Annotated in this window: 18 protein-coding genes and 2 tRNA genes; 11 read left to right on the forward strand and 9 right to left on the reverse strand. The window is 62.2% G+C overall.

The genetic code is table 11. From position 1 onward, the window contains the following. Position 1: 1 nt before the first annotated feature. Positions 2-670 (reverse strand): GntR family transcriptional regulator, encoded by a 669-nt coding sequence (locus tag H8B02_RS18625; RefSeq protein ID WP_229167564.1) that lies wholly within the window; start codon positions 668-670, stop codon positions 2-4. A gap of 199 nt (positions 671-869) precedes the next feature. Between H8B02_RS18625 and H8B02_RS18630 the strand changes: the two genes are divergently transcribed. From H8B02_RS18630 to H8B02_RS18650, 5 genes are all read left to right on the forward strand, one after another. Then, positions 870-1,274 carry a GFA family protein gene (locus H8B02_RS18630; protein WP_229167565.1) on the forward strand — a complete coding sequence of 135 codons (405 nt, stop codon included), beginning with the start codon at positions 870-872 and terminating at the stop codon, positions 1,272-1,274. Positions 1,275-1,366: 92 nt separating this feature from the next. Further along, positions 1,367-1,443: transfer RNA gene (locus H8B02_RS18635), tRNA-Val, on the forward strand. Positions 1,444-1,709: 266 nt separating this feature from the next. Next, positions 1,710-2,003, forward strand: a complete 294-nt coding sequence (locus H8B02_RS18640; protein WP_229167566.1) for a hypothetical protein — start codon at positions 1,710-1,712, stop codon at positions 2,001-2,003. A gap of 22 nt (positions 2,004-2,025) precedes the next feature. Beyond that, positions 2,026-2,331: a YciI family protein gene (locus H8B02_RS18645; protein ID WP_229167567.1), complete on the forward strand. Its 306-nt coding sequence runs from the start codon at positions 2,026-2,028 to the stop codon at positions 2,329-2,331. Between the two features lie 33 nt (positions 2,332-2,364). After that, positions 2,365-3,219 (forward strand): class I SAM-dependent methyltransferase, encoded by an 855-nt coding sequence (locus tag H8B02_RS18650; RefSeq protein WP_229167568.1) that lies wholly within the window; start codon positions 2,365-2,367, stop codon positions 3,217-3,219. 290 nt (positions 3,220-3,509) lie between these two features. On the opposite strand, the gene pepT is transcribed toward H8B02_RS18650, so the two are convergent. Further along, positions 3,510-4,781: a peptidase T gene (gene pepT, locus H8B02_RS18655; RefSeq protein WP_229167569.1), complete on the reverse strand. Its 1,272-nt coding sequence runs from the start codon at positions 4,779-4,781 to the stop codon at positions 3,510-3,512. Between the two features lie 159 nt (positions 4,782-4,940). After that, a complete protein-coding gene (locus H8B02_RS48555; protein ID WP_224924859.1) occupies positions 4,941-5,264 on the reverse strand; it encodes an HU family DNA-binding protein in 324 nt (107 codons plus the stop codon). A gap of 307 nt (positions 5,265-5,571) precedes the next feature. Between H8B02_RS48555 and H8B02_RS18665 the strand changes: the two genes are divergently transcribed. Next, positions 5,572-5,648 (forward strand) — tRNA-Asp (locus tag H8B02_RS18665). Between the two features lie 21 nt (positions 5,649-5,669). Here the strand turns inward: H8B02_RS18665 and H8B02_RS18670 are convergent. From H8B02_RS18670 to H8B02_RS18680, 3 genes are all read right to left on the reverse strand, one after another. Beyond that, on the reverse strand, positions 5,670-7,034 hold the full coding sequence (locus H8B02_RS18670) for a hypothetical protein (RefSeq protein ID WP_229167570.1): 1,365 nt from the start codon (positions 7,032-7,034) through the stop codon (positions 5,670-5,672). Positions 7,035-7,254: 220 nt separating this feature from the next. After that, positions 7,255-7,443 (reverse strand): hypothetical protein, encoded by a 189-nt coding sequence (locus tag H8B02_RS18675; protein WP_229167571.1) that lies wholly within the window; start codon positions 7,441-7,443, stop codon positions 7,255-7,257. Next, on the reverse strand, positions 7,443-7,616 hold the full coding sequence (locus tag H8B02_RS18680; protein WP_229167572.1) for a hypothetical protein: 174 nt from the start codon (positions 7,614-7,616) through the stop codon (positions 7,443-7,445). Before H8B02_RS18680 ends, H8B02_RS18675 begins: the two co-directional genes overlap by 1 nt. A 453-nt stretch (positions 7,617-8,069) precedes the next feature. Between H8B02_RS18680 and H8B02_RS18685 the strand changes: the two genes are divergently transcribed. After that, on the forward strand, positions 8,070-8,354 hold the full coding sequence (locus H8B02_RS18685; protein WP_229167573.1) for a hypothetical protein: 285 nt from the start codon (positions 8,070-8,072) through the stop codon (positions 8,352-8,354). A gap of 106 nt (positions 8,355-8,460) precedes the next feature. On the opposite strand, the gene H8B02_RS18690 is transcribed toward H8B02_RS18685, so the two are convergent. Further along, a complete protein-coding gene (locus H8B02_RS18690) occupies positions 8,461-8,784 on the reverse strand; it encodes a hypothetical protein (protein ID WP_229167574.1) in 324 nt (107 codons plus the stop codon). A gap of 164 nt (positions 8,785-8,948) precedes the next feature. Here H8B02_RS18690 and H8B02_RS18695 point away from each other — a divergent pair, with 164 nt between their 5' ends. Beyond that, positions 8,949-9,191: a helix-turn-helix transcriptional regulator gene (locus H8B02_RS18695; protein ID WP_229167575.1), complete on the forward strand. Its 243-nt coding sequence runs from the start codon at positions 8,949-8,951 to the stop codon at positions 9,189-9,191. A 218-nt stretch (positions 9,192-9,409) separates the two neighbouring features. Here H8B02_RS18695 and H8B02_RS18700 read toward each other — a convergent pair. Together H8B02_RS18700 and H8B02_RS48990 are read right to left on the reverse strand one after the other, a co-directional pair. Beyond that, positions 9,410-10,170 (reverse strand): IS5 family transposase gene (locus H8B02_RS18700; RefSeq protein WP_229167576.1). Its coding sequence is split into 2 segments (ribosomal slippage): positions 9,410-9,900 and positions 9,900-10,170, totalling 762 coding nucleotides; the frame shifts between segments, so codons are not numbered across the junction. Between the two features lie 194 nt (positions 10,171-10,364). Continuing rightward, positions 10,365-10,922, reverse strand: coding sequence for a Crp/Fnr family transcriptional regulator (locus H8B02_RS48990; protein ID WP_376711678.1), 558 nt, complete (start codon positions 10,920-10,922; stop codon positions 10,365-10,367). Between the two features lie 135 nt (positions 10,923-11,057). On the opposite strand from H8B02_RS48990, the gene H8B02_RS18705 reads away from it, so the two are divergent. The 3 genes from H8B02_RS18705 (at position 11,058) to H8B02_RS18715 (ending at position 16,218) form a co-directional block, all read left to right on the forward strand. Next, positions 11,058-11,438, forward strand: coding sequence for a hypothetical protein (locus tag H8B02_RS18705; RefSeq protein ID WP_229167577.1), 381 nt, complete (start codon positions 11,058-11,060; stop codon positions 11,436-11,438). 483 nt (positions 11,439-11,921) lie between these two features. Continuing rightward, positions 11,922-13,037 (forward strand): efflux RND transporter periplasmic adaptor subunit, encoded by a 1,116-nt coding sequence (locus H8B02_RS18710; RefSeq protein ID WP_229167578.1) that lies wholly within the window; start codon positions 11,922-11,924, stop codon positions 13,035-13,037. Between the two features lie 10 nt (positions 13,038-13,047). Next, complete coding sequence (locus tag H8B02_RS18715) at positions 13,048-16,218, forward strand: efflux RND transporter permease subunit (protein WP_229167579.1); 3,171 nt, start codon at positions 13,048-13,050, stop codon at positions 16,216-16,218. The last annotated feature ends 340 nt before the right edge of the window (positions 16,219-16,558 follow it).

The raw sequence follows: 16,558 nt of genomic DNA on the forward strand, positions 1-16,558 counted from the left end.
GTCAGCGCAGCCCGATCACGGCGAAGCCGCGCGCCCGCAGGCCGCGGCGATCCTCATTGAGCGAGCGCAGCAGCCGATCGCGGGTATCGGTGATGTGATCGGCGGCCTCGCGCGCGGCCCAATCCGGATCGTTCGCCTTGATGAAGCCGAGAATGCGCCGGTGCTCGCGCCACGCCTGCTCGCGCGAGGGTTCGGTCCAGACTTCGAGCCAGCGCGCCCGCGACAGCCGGGTCATGGCGCCGGCGATCGCCTTGACGATGAAGGGATTGCCGGAGAGGCGCGCGATCTCGACATGGAAATCGGTGCCGACGCGGTGCCACTCCTCGCGCGGCGCACCCGACTGGCAGGCGTCCAGCATCGCTTCGACCCCGGCGATGTCGGCCGCGCTCGCCCGTGCGCAGGCGAGGCGGACGGCCGTCGTCTCCAGGGGAATCCTGAACTCGGCCAGCGCCTCCAGCTCGCCGAGGTCGATCGGTGCGACGATCCAGTTGCGGCCGTCGCGGCGGACCAGCTCTTCGCCTTCGAGCCGTACCAGCGCGGCGCGGATCGGCGTGCGCGATCCCTCGAACCGGCTCTCAAGCCAGCGTTCGGTCAGCCGCTCGCCGGGGCCGAGATCGAGGGAGAGGATCATCTCCCGGAGCTGGTCGTGGATCTGAAGCATCTGCGACATGGCGGTCTGCCGGCCTGGGAGTAGAGTTTTGGGGCCTTGTCGACGTATCTCGAATTGGTATCCCGAACAATCCCGTTTTGGGATGCCAGTATTGTCCCACGGGGCATCCGACCGTGTTCCGGATACCTTGCTGGCCGCATCCCGGGAACGACCTCTTGGCGACCGCCTTGTTGGACAGCGCCGAATTGGGAGAACGCAGATGCGGATCGACGGGCAATGCCATTGCGGGGCCGTGAGCTATCAGGCGGAGATCGATCCCGAACGGGTGTCGATCTGCCATTGCACGGACTGTCAGGCGCTGACCGGTTCACCCTATCGCGTCACGGTGATCTGCGCCGCCGAGCAGGTCCGGCTGACCGAAGGTGCGCCGAAGATTTACGGCAAGCGGGGCGATAACGGCCGAATCCGCTTCCAACATTTTTGCGGTGAGTGCGGTTCCCCGTTGTTCACGAGCGGCGAGGATGGCGGTCCCGACGATTGGGGTATCCGCTGGGGCAGCATTCGCCAGCGCGGCGAATTGACCCCGCGACGCCAGGTCTGGTGCCGCTCCGCCGCACCCTGGATCAATGATCTCAAGGGATTGCCGGCGCGGCCCAAGGATTGAAGCCCGTGGATTGAAGCCCAAGGCTTGAAGCTTAGCGGCCCTGGCGACCTTGCGCCCAAGGGGCGGGCGAGGCTAAAGAGGCGCGCAGGTAAGGGCGGCTAGCTCAGCTGGTTAGAGCGTCTCGTTTACACCGAGAGGGTCGGGAGTTCGAATCTCTCGCCGCCTACCAGCTTTCGCTCCTCTCGGGCTTCGGCTCGGCAAGCCAGTCTTCGCGGATCAACTTATCCGCTTGTTCGGTCCGCAGGGCGAAGGCTGTCTCGCCGAAGCTCGAAGAGCGAAGGCGGACTGGTTCAAAATCCCATCGCTGCTGTTCCCTGCGAGCCGCGAGCCGAGGCGGACCAAAGTATGATTCCCGCGCATGTTAATGTTGCCGCTCGGGTTTGATGCCGACGCCGCTGCGATGCTATTCTCTCCGCCTAACCGGGAACTTGATGCATGCGCAAACTCGCCGCGATTTTTCTTCTCACCATGATTGCCGGACCGGCATTGGCGCAGGAGGATCATGTTCAGCGCTATCGCGAAGAGATCGAGAAGTCGCCGTCGGATGTGGCCAACGAGGCGCGGCAGCAGCGCGCCTACCAGCGCGCGCTCAGCGGTGTGCCGGACCAGAAGCCGACCGACCCGTGGGGCATTGCGCGCAGCAATGACGGGCAGGCCGCCCCGAAGGGCAATGCCGCGAAGACGCCTGCGCCGAAGCCGGCCAAGCCCACGAGCGCTGCCGCCAAATAATCCCCGAGAGCGGACCAGGTCGATGAAATACTACGTCTGCAAACTGACCGGACCGCGCCCGACCTTCCCGCAGGACATGACGCCGCGGGAAGCCGCCATCATGCAGGCGCATGTCGCCTATTGCGGCGAATTGCTGCAAGCCGGCAAGGCGCTGATCTTCGGGCCGGTGGCCGATCCCGCCGGCGTCTGGGGACTGGGCGTGCTGCGACTATCCGATGATGCCGATCCGCAGGAGATCGTCGCCAACGATCCCGTGACCAAGGCCGATGCCGGATTTACCTATCAGGTCATACCGATGCTGCGCGCTGCGACGCGCGAGACTTGCTAGGATCGGCGCAATTTCTCAACAAGGTTGGATCGCATGAACGCAGGCCATCCGCAAAACGCCGATCAGATTGCATATTGGAACGGGCCGGGCGGTCAGCGCTGGGCTTCGAGGCAAGCCGCGCAGGATATCGTGCTGCAGCCGGTGCTCGACCTCCTGATCGATCGCGCCGCGCCGAAGGCCGGCGAGCGCATCGTCGATGTCGGCTGCGGCAGCGGCGCCTCGACGAATGGGTTTGCGACCAAGGTGGGGCCGTCAGGCCATGTGTTCGGCGTCGACGTCTCCGGACCAATGCTGGAGCGGGCACGGCAAAGCACGCCGAAGGATGCGCCGGTCACCTATGCGCTTGCCGACGCCACGGTCTATCCGTTCGATCCCGCAAGCTTCGATCTCCTGGCGTCGCGCTTCGGCGTGATGTTCTTTGCCGATCCGGCGGTGTCGTTCGCCAATCTGCACAAGGCGCTGAAGCCGTCGGGCCGGCTCGCCTTCGCCTGCTGGCAGGAGCCGCGCGAAAATCCGTTCTTCATGGCGCCGCTGCAGGCGGTCTACAAGCACGTGCCGAAGCTGCCGCAGCTTGGTCCCGAAGACCCCGGTCCGTTCTCATTCGCGTCCGAAGCGCGCGTGAACCGGATCCTCGGCGAAGCGGGGTTTTCCGGCATCGCGATGGAGCCCTGCCGGCTTGAGTTCGATGTCGCGATCGGGCGCGGAATCGACGCCGCCGTCCAGAGCGCGCTCGAGATCGGGCCCGCCAGCCGCGCACTGGAAGGACAACCGGATGACCTACGGGCCGCCGCCGTCACCTCGATCCGTGAGGCATTGACGCCGTTCGTCAAGGGCGATGCCGTGCTGCTGCCGGGCGCGATCTGGATCGTGACCGCGCGGGCGTCATAGCGAACCCAGGCGGCGGCTACTTGAATTGGGCGCGGCACGCCGGACTGAGGTGGCGCTTGTTCCGTTCCATGCACGCGGTGATCTGCCGGACGCTCGGAACGAACTCACGGCAGAGCTTCATGGCGTCGGCCCGGCAGGCCCTTCGTTGTTCGCCGTACCCGAATTCGCATGCGCGTTCCCTGCAAGGGCGGCAAAGGCGAGTGTTGCCAATAGCGCGATCGCTGCAGTTCGGGAGTTGCGGATTGCTCGGTTCGTCGCGCGAGCGCTTCGCATCATGGTCTCTGTCTTACCTAGCTGCCAACAACGCCGGCCTTCTGCTCCCAGATCATCGCCAGGTGCACGATGGTCTGCACGGCCTTCTCCATGTCCTGGCGGCTCACCCATTCGAGCCGCGAATGAAACGCGTGCTCGCCGGCGAAGATGTTGGGGCAGGGCAATCCCATGAACGAAAGCCGCGAGCCATCTGTGCCGCCGCGGATCGAGGTCTTTACCGGCGATAGCCCGGCGCGCTCGATCGCTTCGATCGCATAGGCGACGATCTGGGGGTGGCGATCGATCACCTCTTTCATGTTGCGGTATTGCTGCTTGACCTCCATGCGGTAGGTCGAGCGCGGGTATCCCTTCATGACGTCCCGCACGATCTTCTCGAGCAGCGCTTCCTTCTGCTTCAGGCCTTGCTCGGTGAAATCGCGGACGATGAAGTCAATCCGCGCATTCTCTAGCGCCCCCGAGATTGCGACCGGATGCAGAAAGCCTTCCTTGCCTTCCGTGGTCTCGGGCGAACAGGTGTCCTTCGGCAGGCGATCGACGATGGCGGCCGCGATCTTGATCGCGTGCTCCATCTTGCCCTTGGCAAAGCCCGGATGGGTCGCGACACCTTCGATGATGATGCTGGCGCCGTCGGCGGAGAAGGTCTCGTCCTCGATGTGGCCCGCGGTCTCGCCATCCATGGTATAGCCGAAATCGGCCCCTAACTTCTTGATGTCGACCTTGTCGACGCCGCGGCCGATCTCCTCGTCCGGCGTGAACAGGATCTTGATGGTGCCGTGCTTCACCTGCGGGTTGGTGATCAGGAAATGCGCGGCGTCCATGATCTCGGCGAGGCCGGCCTTGTTGTCGGCGCCGAGCAGGGTGGTGCCGTCGGTCGTGATGATGTCGTTGCCGATCTGGTCTGCCAGCGCTTCGTGCTCGGCGGCGCGGATCACCTGCGAGGCATCGGCCGGGAGCACGATGTCGCCGCCGCGGTAATTCTTCACGACCTGCGGCTTGACGTTCTTGCCGGTGCAGTCGGGTGAGGTGTCCATGTGCGAGCAGAAGCAGATCACCGGCACCGTCTTGTCGGTGTTGGCCGGGATCGTCGCATAGACGTATCCGTGTGGATCGAGGTGCGCATCGGATATGCCCATCGCCTGCAGCTCGGCGACCAGCAGGCGGCCCAGATTCTTCTGCTTCTCGGTGGAGGGCGTGGTCGGTGAATCCGGATCGGACTGGGTGTCGATCACGACATAGCGCAGGAAGCGCTCGGTGACGGTGTGCTTGAAGTCGAGAGCCGGTGCCAGCATGAAGACCGCGCAAGGGTAGGAGAACGGGAATAAGACGCTCAGGCGAAGTTGGTTCGCGCAAGCAAAGCGCATCGAGCGACAACTCTACAACAGAAAAGCGCCACTCCGGGGCCGCGTCGCGAGCCGGAATGGCGCTTGGTATCAAGCAAGTTAAGAACCCTAGACGGCTTCCTTCAGCTCCTTGGCGGCGCGGAAGGCGACCTTCTTGCTCGCCTTGATGTGGATCTGCTCGCCGGTCGCCGGGTTGCGGCCCATGCGGGCGGCGCGCTTGCGAACCTGGAGGATGCCGAGGCCAACGATGCGAATCCGCTCGCCCTTCTTGAGGTGCTTGGTGATCCGGGTGACCATGTCGGTCAGGATCGCCTCAGCCTGCTTCTTGGACAGCTCCTGCTCCTCGGCGATGGCAGCCGCCAGGTGCTTCAGCGTGATCGTCGCCGGGGTCGCTGCTTTCTTCGCCATGTGTGGCCCTCCTCGTTGCTGAATGGCTGGATTGCTGCTTTCACGCGAATGGCGCGCCGTTCGCGTCGGGAAAATGCGTCCGGAAAAGTCCTGAAACCGCCGGTTCTGGGAACGGGCAGCGCCGAGCCCGGCCACAGGAAACCCAGACGTATCAGGCCTTATTTGATTCGGGGCTTTGCTGACTACGCCGTTTCCCCTGAAAACAGGCGACAACTCGCGCCCACAGCGCGAAAATGCCCGCGCTGTGCAGGGCTCCGCAACGTGCTTGACTATCGGGATGCGGGCCTTTATGCCCTCGTTCCTGCGCGGATCAATCCGATGATCGGCATCCGCGGGAGTAGCTCAGTTGGTTAGAGCGCCGCCCTGTCACGGCGGAGGCCGCGGGTTCGAGTCCCGTCTCTCGCGCCATCAATTCAAGTGCAATTTCAATCACTTGCCACCTTCACGACGTTTTCGCTGAAGTTCCAAGAGTGTCATAAGGGGCGCCGTCATGACACTTTCGGCCGCCCTTTGTTCCAGCCGCTCGGCTCCGATCGCGCGCGCTTCATCGAAGCGCCGGACACTCGCGACATTGACCGGGTTGTAGGTCTTGCGGAGCCGATTCGAGGCCGAGACGGTGTTCGCCATCTTGTTTGACTGGTCTGTGATGGAGCCGCCGCCGGCATCGCCTTCCACGGCGCCGGAGCGACGCATATCGCCGAGCTGGCGCCATTCATTCTTGCCGAACGCCAGCGCCCTGACCCGGGCGAAGTCTTTTTCGAGTCGGTCCTTGGTGTAGGGACGGGGCGCGATATGCCGACCACCACCGTGATCGCCGCCCCACTGTCCGGTCTTGCCCTTGCGGCTCACCGGGCGGCCGCCGCGCGTCCAGAAGAGGGGCGTTGCGTCGAGTAGGTCGACGCCCATCTGATCGAGATAGGCAACCAGGATCGCAGTGGACCATTGCGAGAGGGTCGCTGCGGCGGCCCTGCCTGTCTTGGCTCGATCGAGGCGGAAGAATAGGCCAACGCGGTCGCGGTCCGCTTGTCCTGCCGTGATGGTCTGCGCATCGATCGGCGACAGCATCGAGTCCCATGCCACCGCCATGCAGGCGGCGAGGCCGTAGAACTTGTTGCGCCAAGCGACCTGCACCAACGTCAACACCTCATGACGCATCCAGATTTCTTGCCGAGGATCTGGCGCCGAGTTGGCGAACGCCTTGCCGGGATCAGTGAGGCCGTCGCAGTAGCCGTGCATCGCCTGCATTCTGTTCCAGAGCGCACGCCAGACCTTGATCACCATGTGGCGCTCGGTGACCGAGACCTTGCTCTCGATCTCGGGCACCAACCCGGTAGCCTTGCCGGTGACGGGATCAATGCGGAGAAAGTGTTCCGGTTGAATCGTCTTCGGATCGCAGTCACCAAAGCGCGGTCCGAGCCATTTCCACGCGCGGGGCCAGCTGTCGCGCTTCTCCTGCCGTGGCGTCCAGGTGATGCCCTTCGCCAACCGCTCGGCCTTCCGCAACTCCATCGCACGCTGATAGGCGTGACCGACACTGCCATCCGGATAGCGCACCAGCGTTGTCCGGGCGGGCGCTGACGCGTGCCCGGATCGGACCTGATCCCACGCCCGGTTCAACTCGATCGCGCGCTGTTGGTCTTCCACGCTGGGTTTGGGATTGCCTTCTGCATCGGTGTCCGGACCACCGCGGCCCATGGTGACAAGGCCAAAGCCGTGCGCCCGCATGGCCTTGGTCGGGCGCCAGCGCCAACGGCCGTACAGGAATAGGAAGTACCTGATCTTGTCCCGGCCCACGGCCACGTCTCCGCAATAGACTAGGTGCACGGCAATTTCACCCTAGCATCACGGAGCGGCGGCCCATCGGTCAAGGTCGCTCCGGGAGCGGCGGCGACTTGTCCGCCGTCAAGACTGTCCCGTCCGGCCTCACCCCCACCACTCGCAAGCCGGCGCAGAGCGCGGCCTTGATGGCCCGCTCGATCATGCGCTGGGTGTAGGGGTTGGCGCGGGACACCTGTCACCCCCCGCCAACACCGCCGCGCTTGCCGTGATCCAACAAATCGGCCGCGCCGTGAAGGTGAATCATGACCTGCGTGACGATCGATGACGGCAAATGCGCCGCTCCATCATCGCCAATGTAGATCGTCAGCACTTTGGCGATGTTGCGCAGGCCGGTTGGGGTGATTGTAACTTCTGAGGTAGCCATCACCGCACCTCCTGCTGATCGCGCTTGCGCAAGGCGTGCATTCGATCCCTGACCGCCCTGACCACCTGGGCCTGCATGCTGCTCACGTTGTGCTTCGCCTGACTTTCGAGCCAGGTCCGCACGTCGCGCGGCACCCAAATTAGCGCGGGGACGAAATCGTTTGACTTATGCATGGCAGGTTCCCGAAAACCGAAACTTTGATACTTAAAATATTGGTAATGGATAGCGGGAACAGCAAGACGAAACCCAGCAAAAGCTGCATGAACAAACTGTCAGGCGTCAACGAAAACGCCGTCAGCATCACAACGGCAAGCTGAAACTTGCCGACCTGCCAGACTGGGATTGGTACGACATCTCGGCACACCTCAAATGCACTGCCTGCGGCAAGGTCGGCTGGATCGACTCACGGCTCGACTGGGGCAAGGTGATTGACTTCGCCAAGGGTGTCTCCGGCTAACCCCTCTCGGATATCAGCCGGGGGGGGGGTGGGTCAGCGATACGATCATCATGGCTGCGATCAGAAACGCTGGCTTGCAGCTGACCAGCCATGCCGTCCTGAAGAAGAGCTTTTGTTTAGCTCACCAGCAGTCTGAGTGTTTGGGGCGCGATTACTCGCGAGCAAGCGCGTGAAGAGCAGCATCGATACCGGCGACGAGCTCACGACAAGCAGGCGAAGGCATCCGGGAGAGACGATTGCGAAGAATTTCGAGACCAGCCACGGCTTGCTCGATCTCGGCACCGGCTGCGCGTTCTCGGAGCCGGTCCATTTCCCAAGCGTCGATGCGACGGGCGTTTGCATACCACAGATCCCTGGTTCTGCTGTAGGTGAAGCCCAATCGCCTCGCGGCTCGGTAGATCGCCGCCTTGACGCTGTCGCCGACGGGCCTAGGCTCGGCGCAGCGATGCACTAGGTTCCGTGCTTCATCGGTCGCGGAGCCGGAGGGCGAGCGAGGTAACGGTGGGGGCGAAACTTCAATCGTCGCATCGTAAGTTGAGTACATTTGTGATGCCTGTTCCTTATTTCTCTCTTTCCTTCGGGACCATTGCTTCGGGAATGGTGGCCTCGGCTGTTTCTTTAATCCACTCGCCGGCTCCAACGTGGGCTTCGGCAGCATGCTGTGTCATAAAACCGTAAAGGCGGCGATCGCGGATCGCGCTAACGAGTTTTTCCAGATACTCAGCCGCTTCTGCCGCTGACAAGGCGTATTCAATGGCAGCAGTCGTGTCCAAAGGTGGCGGGTCGCTCGATTTCGGGTTGGGTTTCGCTCGAAACTCAAGTGACACAGCTACGATCATAAAATCGTCCGGATGGGGCTTGGGTCGTCCTTTTCTTTCAGCCATTAAGGTTGTCTCCATAAGGTCTGTTGATCACCAAGGTCGGAGTGGGCATAGCTCCGCCGTTCACTGGCAAGGCCATTGGGTTGCTCACGGATTGTTTTTTTGATAGAAAAGCTATTAATACATCCGAAAACGGAAATCAATAGAAATTCTATCAGTGGGGCAAAGTGATTTCGGTTCGTCAACTCAAAGCCGCGCGCGTACTATTGGCCTGGTCGCAGGGGGACTTGGCTCAGGCCTCGGGAATATCTGAGCCGACAATTGCTCGTCTTGAATCGGCTGACGGACCTGTAGGGGGGAGACTAGAGACGGCGGCGGCGTTGATAGGTGCCCTCGAAAAGGCCGGCGTCGAGTTCATCCCGGAGAACGGGGGAGGGGCTGGGGTGAGACTTAAAAAAAAGAAGCGTTAGAAGTCGGAGCCCTCACGTGGCGCCGCCAACGCTCCGCGTGCAGCGATGCTGATGGGGAACGCCGGGAAAGTGGGAAAGACGGAAATGTTTCAGCCGCTTTTGGCCGGGACAAAACAGTTGTTTCTGATGAGCTTGCCGTGGAATGCGAAGGCTGGAGGGCTCGGATATGAAACGGCAGCATGGCGCTGCGTGATCGGTAAGCAGGGCGGCAGGGGAGCTTAGGACGCGGACCCATTAAGGCGCAGCCATAGCCTGATTGACGCGAGTTGAACGAATGCGAGGTAGTTGGCGGCGAGCCTATCGTAGCGCGTCGCCACCCCACGACATTGTTTGATCCTGTTGAAGAACCGCTCGACCTGGTTGCGAGCACGATAGAGATAGGGGCTGAAGCAGATCGGATCGCTGCGATTGCTTTTCGGCGGGATGTTGGCCCACGCGCCCTTCTTCATGGCAAGCTCCCTGATCCAGTCCGCATCATAGCCACGGTCGGCAAGCAGCATTGACCCGGATTTCAGACGAGACAGCAGTTTTCCGGCGAGTCGAACGTCATGGGCCTCACCCGGGCTCAGCGCCAGCCGTACCGGCAGACCATTGCTATCGACCACCGCATGGATTTTGCTCGTCAAGCCGCCGCGGGACCTTCCCATCGATTGGCGCTGGTTCCTTGTGATGCAGGCTCCATGCTGATGCACGCGGACAATGGAGGTGTGATCATCTGGACAGCGGCATCATGGGCAGTGGCAAGCGCTTCTATGATGCGGCCCCAAACACCGGCCCGCCGCCACCTAACGAAGCGGTTGTAGCAAGCGGTGTATGGGCCAAACGCCGTCGGCAGATCACGCCAGGGTGCTCCTGATCGGAGGGCCCAGAAGATGCCATTCAGCACCCGTCTGTCGTTCACCTGAGGAACGCCACGCGGCTTGTTCGGCAGCATCGGCTTGATGGCGGTCCATTCATGGTCGGCGAGTTCGTAGCGCATGATTCGAGCCCCCAGTTCGGGAGTTTGAATCACGGCAGTCCGGCCAAACGCAACGCTCCTGGCCCGCTCTTGGTACGGCGCTTACGGACAGGAGCGGACATCAACCAGTCCTCAATCTCTGCCAAATGCGTCGAAAATGACCCGGAGCGGAAGTCGCAAACCAAGATGGCCCGAAACGATACTGAAGGAAGCCGTCACGTCGAAAGACGAGCGATATACCGCAGTCGATCGACGTCTCGAATCTCAATCCGTCGATAGTCACAGACCAGCACCCCATCGGCTTCTAGCCGGCGGAGAACCGCGTTGACGGTTTTGCGTGTCAGTCCTGTCATTTCCCCGAGCGCTTGCTGGCTGAGTGGCAGCGCGTCAAGTCTGGAGGTTACCTCCGCTATGTCTGAAAGTCGCGCGGCAACTCTCTGAGCAGGAGGCAGAGTCAACATGTCCGCGCCGAACCTCAAGGCGTAGCGGAGTTGGCCGTAGAGTAATTTGGCGACGGCACGCCAGATTTTGGGATTTTGTTCTGCGACGCGGCTTAGCGCTGTGTCCGAGACGGCTAGAATTTCGCACGGTGTTGGAGCTGAAGCAGTTACGAGACGCGGTCCGCCGCCGAATCTCACACTTTGCCCCACTGCGGCTCCTGGTCCAACCAGCCCAACACGCACTCGTTGGGCCAACGAGCCCAACACATGCTTGTGATGCTCCCTCCCGCTCGACTGTAACGCGAGTGACGATCCCGGATCGCGCCTCATCATAACAACAGCTCGTAGCCAACGCTCAAGGTCGCTTGCTCCGCAGTCGTCGGAGCAGGCAGCACCTCCAAGAGGTCTGGTTATTAACGCAACACCGCTGCACGGCGCTGACCGTGGCGGTAACTGTGGAGTTGTCAGATGGTACGTAATCTTGTCTTGGCGGCATCCGTCGCTGCTATCGCCGCAACATCGCTGGCTGTGCCGGCAGAAGCCCGGGCGTTCGGGGCAGTTGGCTTTCACGGCGCTGCGGTCAGGCGATTTGGTGGCGTTCACGGCTTCAGCTACGGAGCCTACCGCGGCGGCGGCGCCCATTGGGCTGGTGGATACGGCGGCGGCTATTGGGGTGGTGGCTGGGCTGGCGGCTGCTGCTACGGAGGCGCCGTTGCTGCCGGTGCGGCGGGTGCTGCAGCAGGCGTAGCGGTGGGCGCGGCAGCGACGTCAGCCTACGCTGCACCACCAGCCGTCTATGTCGCGCCGCAGCTCGTATACGGATCGCATGGTTATTACTACGTGCGTTGATCAGCTCAACGCACGTCAGCGAGCGCCCACTTGCATGAGTTGGCTATAGCTCGTCGAACGCATCAGCATCGCTCGTCTGCTGGAATGAAAGCTCCAGCAGACGGGCATCGACCTCCTCCCCACATCAGATCGCTACGCGTCATGAGCCTCGACCCGGAAACGGTTTCTGTCTCGCGATCCATCCACAGCGAAGTGTGTGAGAGCGTTGCTACAGACGCAGTCACGATTCGTACACATGTCGCCAGCCGACTACTTGAGGCGGCACATTGCGGACAGAAGTTGAAACGAGAGCTGAAGTCCATAGGACAGGCGGCGCTCTTGGAAGCGAAAACGATCGATCGTTCATGGCAACTGTCTCACGGGAACCGACCCTATTGCCCTGGAGTTTAACAAATGAAAAGCAGAATTTCGCCGCGTTCTCCTGAACTCAGAGCTTTGGCGGGGTCAGCAGGACCGTCTTTGAGTCGGCGTAGTCTCCTCGCTTTGACTGCAGGTTCGTTACTCACAGGATGTGAGCAGAATGCGTTCGTTCCGCCGCCGCCGCCCGTCGTCGATGTCGCGCGCCCGGTTCAAAAGACCATCAAGCGCTATCTGGAGACAACGGGAAGCCTGGCTGCAATCAAGACCGTCGATCTCGTCGCGCGCGTGCAGGGCTTCCTGCAATCGATCAACTACCGCGACGGCACCTTCGTCAAGGAAGGCACCACCTTGTTCACGATCGAGCCGCGGACCTACAAGCTCCAGCTCGAGCAGGCGCAAGCCGCGGAAATCGGCGGGCAGGCGACGCTGAAACAGGCTGATGCCGATTTGAAGCGGCAGATGATTCTGGTCCAGAAGCAGGACGTCGCGCAGTCAACGCTCGACGTGTCGACGGCCACGCGCGACAATGCCCAGGCCAGTCGGCGGCAGGCCGAGCTCAACACCAAGATCGCCGAAATCAATTACGGCTACACCAACGTCGTTGCGCCATTCGACGGGATTGTCAGCGCGCACCTCGTCTCGGCCGGCGAGCTCGTCGGTGTGGGGTCGCCGACGCAGTTGGCCACCATCGTGGCGCTCGATCCGATCTATGTGAATTTCAACGTCAACGAGCAGGACGTTCAGCGAATCGGCGATGAGGCGCGGCGGCGCGGCATGGCGTCGGACGAGATCAGGCGGCTGCCGGTCGAGGTCGGGCTGCAGACGGAGACCGGCTACCCGCACCAAGGCAAGCTCGATTACGTCTCGCCGACCCTCAACCAGTCGACCGGCACACTCGCGGTGCGCGGAGTATTCTCCAATCCTGAGCGCGCCCTGCTGCCAGGCTTTTACGTTCGGGTCCGCGTACCCTTCGATGAGCAGAAGAACGCGCTATTGGTGCCTGACATCGCGCTCGGCAGCGACCAGGCCGGACGCTACGTGTTGGTCGTGAACGGCGAGAACGTGGTCGAGCAGCGCAAGGTGCAGACCGGGCCGCTGGAGGGCGATCTGCGGGTCATTGAAAGCGGCCTGAAGCCGGACGATCGCGTCATTACGGCCGGGCTGTTGCGCGCAATTCCCGGCCAGAAGGTCGATCCGCGATTGCAGATGATCGGGGCCTCCAACGCTCCAGCCAAGTAGGAGGCGCGCCATGATTTCGAAATTCTTCATCGAACGGCCGGTTCTCTCCAACGTGATCGCGATCCTGATGATCCTGATCGGAGGCGTGGCGCTGCTTAATCTCGCCATCGCGCAATACCCGGATGTGGTGCCGCCGACCGTGCAGGTGACGACGCGATATCCTGGCGCGTCAGCAAAAACCGTAATCGACACCGTGGCGTTGCCAATCGAACAACAGGTCAACGGCGTCGAGGACATGCTCTACATGCAGTCCTACAGCGGCGCCGACGGCACCTATACACTCACCGTCACGTTCAAGTCCGGCACCGACCTTAACTTCGCGCAGGTGCTGGTGCAGAACCGGGTGTCGAGCGCGCTGTCGCAACTGCCGCAGGCGGTGCAGGACCAGGGCGTCACGGTCCAGAAGAAGTCGACCTCAATCCTCATGTTCGTGACATTGACCTCACCGAACAAGACCTATGACAGCCTGTTCCTGTCCAATTACGCGACCATCAACGTCCGCGATGAGTTATCGCGGCTGGCTGGCGTCGGCAACGTCACGGTGTTCGGCGCAGGACAGTATTCGATGCGGGTATGGCTCGATCCCAACAAGTTGCAGGCACGAGGGCTGATGCCGCATGACGTGATCCAGGCCATCCAGCAGCAGAACCAGCAGGTCACTGCCGGCCAGGTCGGCATGCCGCCGGCCCCGACGAACCAGGCGTTCCAGTACACGTTGAATGTCAGCGGCCAGCTCGACGACCCCAAGCAGTTCGAGAACATCATCGTCAAGACCGGCAATGCCGGCGATGTCACCCGGGTACGCGACGTCGGCCGGGTCGAACTCGGCGCGCAGACCTACAGCCAGATCTTCTCGCTCGACAACAAGCCCGCCATCGGCATCGGCGTGTTCCAGTCGCCTGGCGCCAACGCGCTAGAGGTCGAGAAGGCGGTCGAGAAGAAGATGGCGGAGCTGGTGAAGCAGTTCCCGCAGGACATCAGATACGATACCCCGTTCGACACCACGAAGTTCGTGCAGGCCTCGATCGACGAGGTCTACAAGACCCTCATCGAGGCCGGCTTCCTGGTGCTGGTCGTGATCCTCGTTTTCCTGCAGGACTGGCGCGCGATGTTGGTACCGGCAACCACCGTTCCGGTGACGATCATCGGCGCCTTCGCAGCGATGGCTGGGCTTGGCTTTACCATCAACTTGTCGACGCTGTTGGCGATCGTGCTCGCGATCGGCATCGTGGTCGACGACGCCATCGTCGTGGTCGAGGGCGCATCGCACAATGTCGAGCGCGGTTTGTCTGGCCACGACGCGGCGATCAAGGCGATGGACGAACTGTTTGCGCCAATCGTCGGCATCACGCTGGTGCTGATCTCGGTGTTCCTGCCTGCAGCCTTCCTGCCAGGGCTGACCGGACGCATGTACGCGCAATTCGCGCTTGTGATCGCGGCGACCGCGCTGCTGAGCGCGGTCAACGCCGCGACGCTGAAGCCGACGCAATGCGCATTGTGGCTACGGCGTCCGCTGCCGCCCGAGCAGCGCAACTTCTTCTACCGCGGCTTCAATGCGGTCTATGATGGGGTGGAGCGCGGCTATGCCAGGCTGATCGGAAGCATCGCCGGACACGCCGGGACCTCGGTCGTCGTCGCGCTGATCCTGATCGGGCTCGCCGGCTATGGCCTGTCGCGGGTGCCGACCGGCTTCATTCCGATCGAGGACCAGGGATATCTTCTGGCCGTTGTGCAGCTGCCCGACGGCGCGGCCCTCGACCGCACTCAGCGCGTGCTCGACCAGGTCACCAAGATCGCAGGCAAGACGCCCGGCGTCGACCAGGTGGTCAGCATCGCCGGTGTCTCCGCGCTCGACAACTCGTCGAGCCTTGCCAATGCCGGTGTCGCCTATCTGATCTTGAAGGACTGGAGTTCACGCGGCCCGGGCGAGGACCTGCGCTCCCTGGTCTACGGCCTCAACGACAAGCTCGAGGCGATCCCGGAAGCGCGGATCCTGGTGATCCCGCCGCCGCCCATTCAGGGCATCGGCAATGCTGCCGGCTTTGCGATGCAGGTCGAGCTGCGCGGCGGCAGCGCCGATTACGGCAAGCTGCAGGCAGTCACCAACGCGGTCGTCGCCAACGCGCAGACGCAGAGCGCGCTGCAGCGCGTCTCGTCTTCGTTCCGCTCGATGGTGCCACAATTCGACGTCGAGGTCGACCGGACCAAGACCGAGACGTTGCATGTCACCACCGACCAGATCTTCTCGACGTTGTCGTCCTATCTTGGTGCGAGCTTCGTCAACCAGTTCACCATGTTCGGCCGCACGTTCCAGGTCTACGCCCAGGCGGGTTCGAAATCCCGTCTGACGGTGCGCGATATCGAGAACATGATGGTGCGCAACAGCGATGGCGACATGATCCCGATCGGCACGGTGGCGAAGATCACGCCGTCGGTCGGCCCTTCTCTGATCAGCCTCTATAACCTGTATCCGTCAGCAACGATCATCGGCCTACCGGCCCAGGGCTACAGCTCCGGTCAGTCAATGGCGCTGATGGAAGAAATCGCCAGCAAGACGCTGCCGCCAGGCACAGGCTATGAGTGGACGGCGATGTCGTATCAGGAGAAGGCGGTCGGCGGGCAGATCTACTATGTGTTCGGTCTAGCGCTGCTGCTCATCTATCTCGTGCTCGCCGGGCAATATGAGAGCTGGTACGCGCCTATCTCGGTGATATTGGCGGTGCCGCTGTCGCTGTTGGGCCCGATGCTCGTGCTGTCAGGATTGCGGATTGAGAACAATCTTTACACCCAGATCGGCATCATCCTCCTAATCGCGCTATCGGCGAAAAATGCGATTCTGATCGTTGAGGTGGCGCTCGAGCATCATGTGCGCGACCGCAAGCCGCTGATCGAGTCCGCGGTCGCTGCAGCGCGCGCCCGGTTCCGGCCGATTCTGATGACGTCTTTTGCCTTCGTCCTTGGCGTCGTGCCGCTGGTGCTTGCGACCGGAGCCGGGGCCAACGCACGCAAGTCGATCGGCATCACCGTGTTCTCCGGCATGATCGCCTCGACCTGTCTGGCCGTGCTGTTCGTTCCGGCGTTCTTCGTCGTGATCCAGCGCTTCGACAATTGGCAGAAAGCGCGGAAGGCCAAGGCGTCGGAGCCGCGGACGATACCGCAGACGCCGAGCGTGACACCCTAAAGGGAGGATCTTATGAAGGCGGTATTTCTGCTATTGGCCCTTCGCCACATATTGCACCGCCACGCGCCGCCGTCGCTAAAGGCGCATACCGGAAATCGACTGGCCACGTCTATTGCAGAGGACGACGCTCGTGACCCGAACCCGACATGTGATGTTCGGATCGCTGCCTTGGGCCTTCGCGACTATTGGAACGTGAACTCCAGTGCCCGTCTAATTCGCCCGCTCCCAGGCAAGAATGCCGCGCACCGTTGAGCCTCCAAAGGTCGGTGCCGAGAATGGTGCAGTCTCGATGTACAGCGTATTGCCGTCAATTCTGTAGAAACGAACCTGATTCGGTACT

The organism is Bradyrhizobium altum (genome assembly GCF_020889705.1).
In the GTDB taxonomy this organism is placed as follows: domain Bacteria; phylum Pseudomonadota; class Alphaproteobacteria; order Rhizobiales; family Xanthobacteraceae; genus Bradyrhizobium; species Bradyrhizobium altum.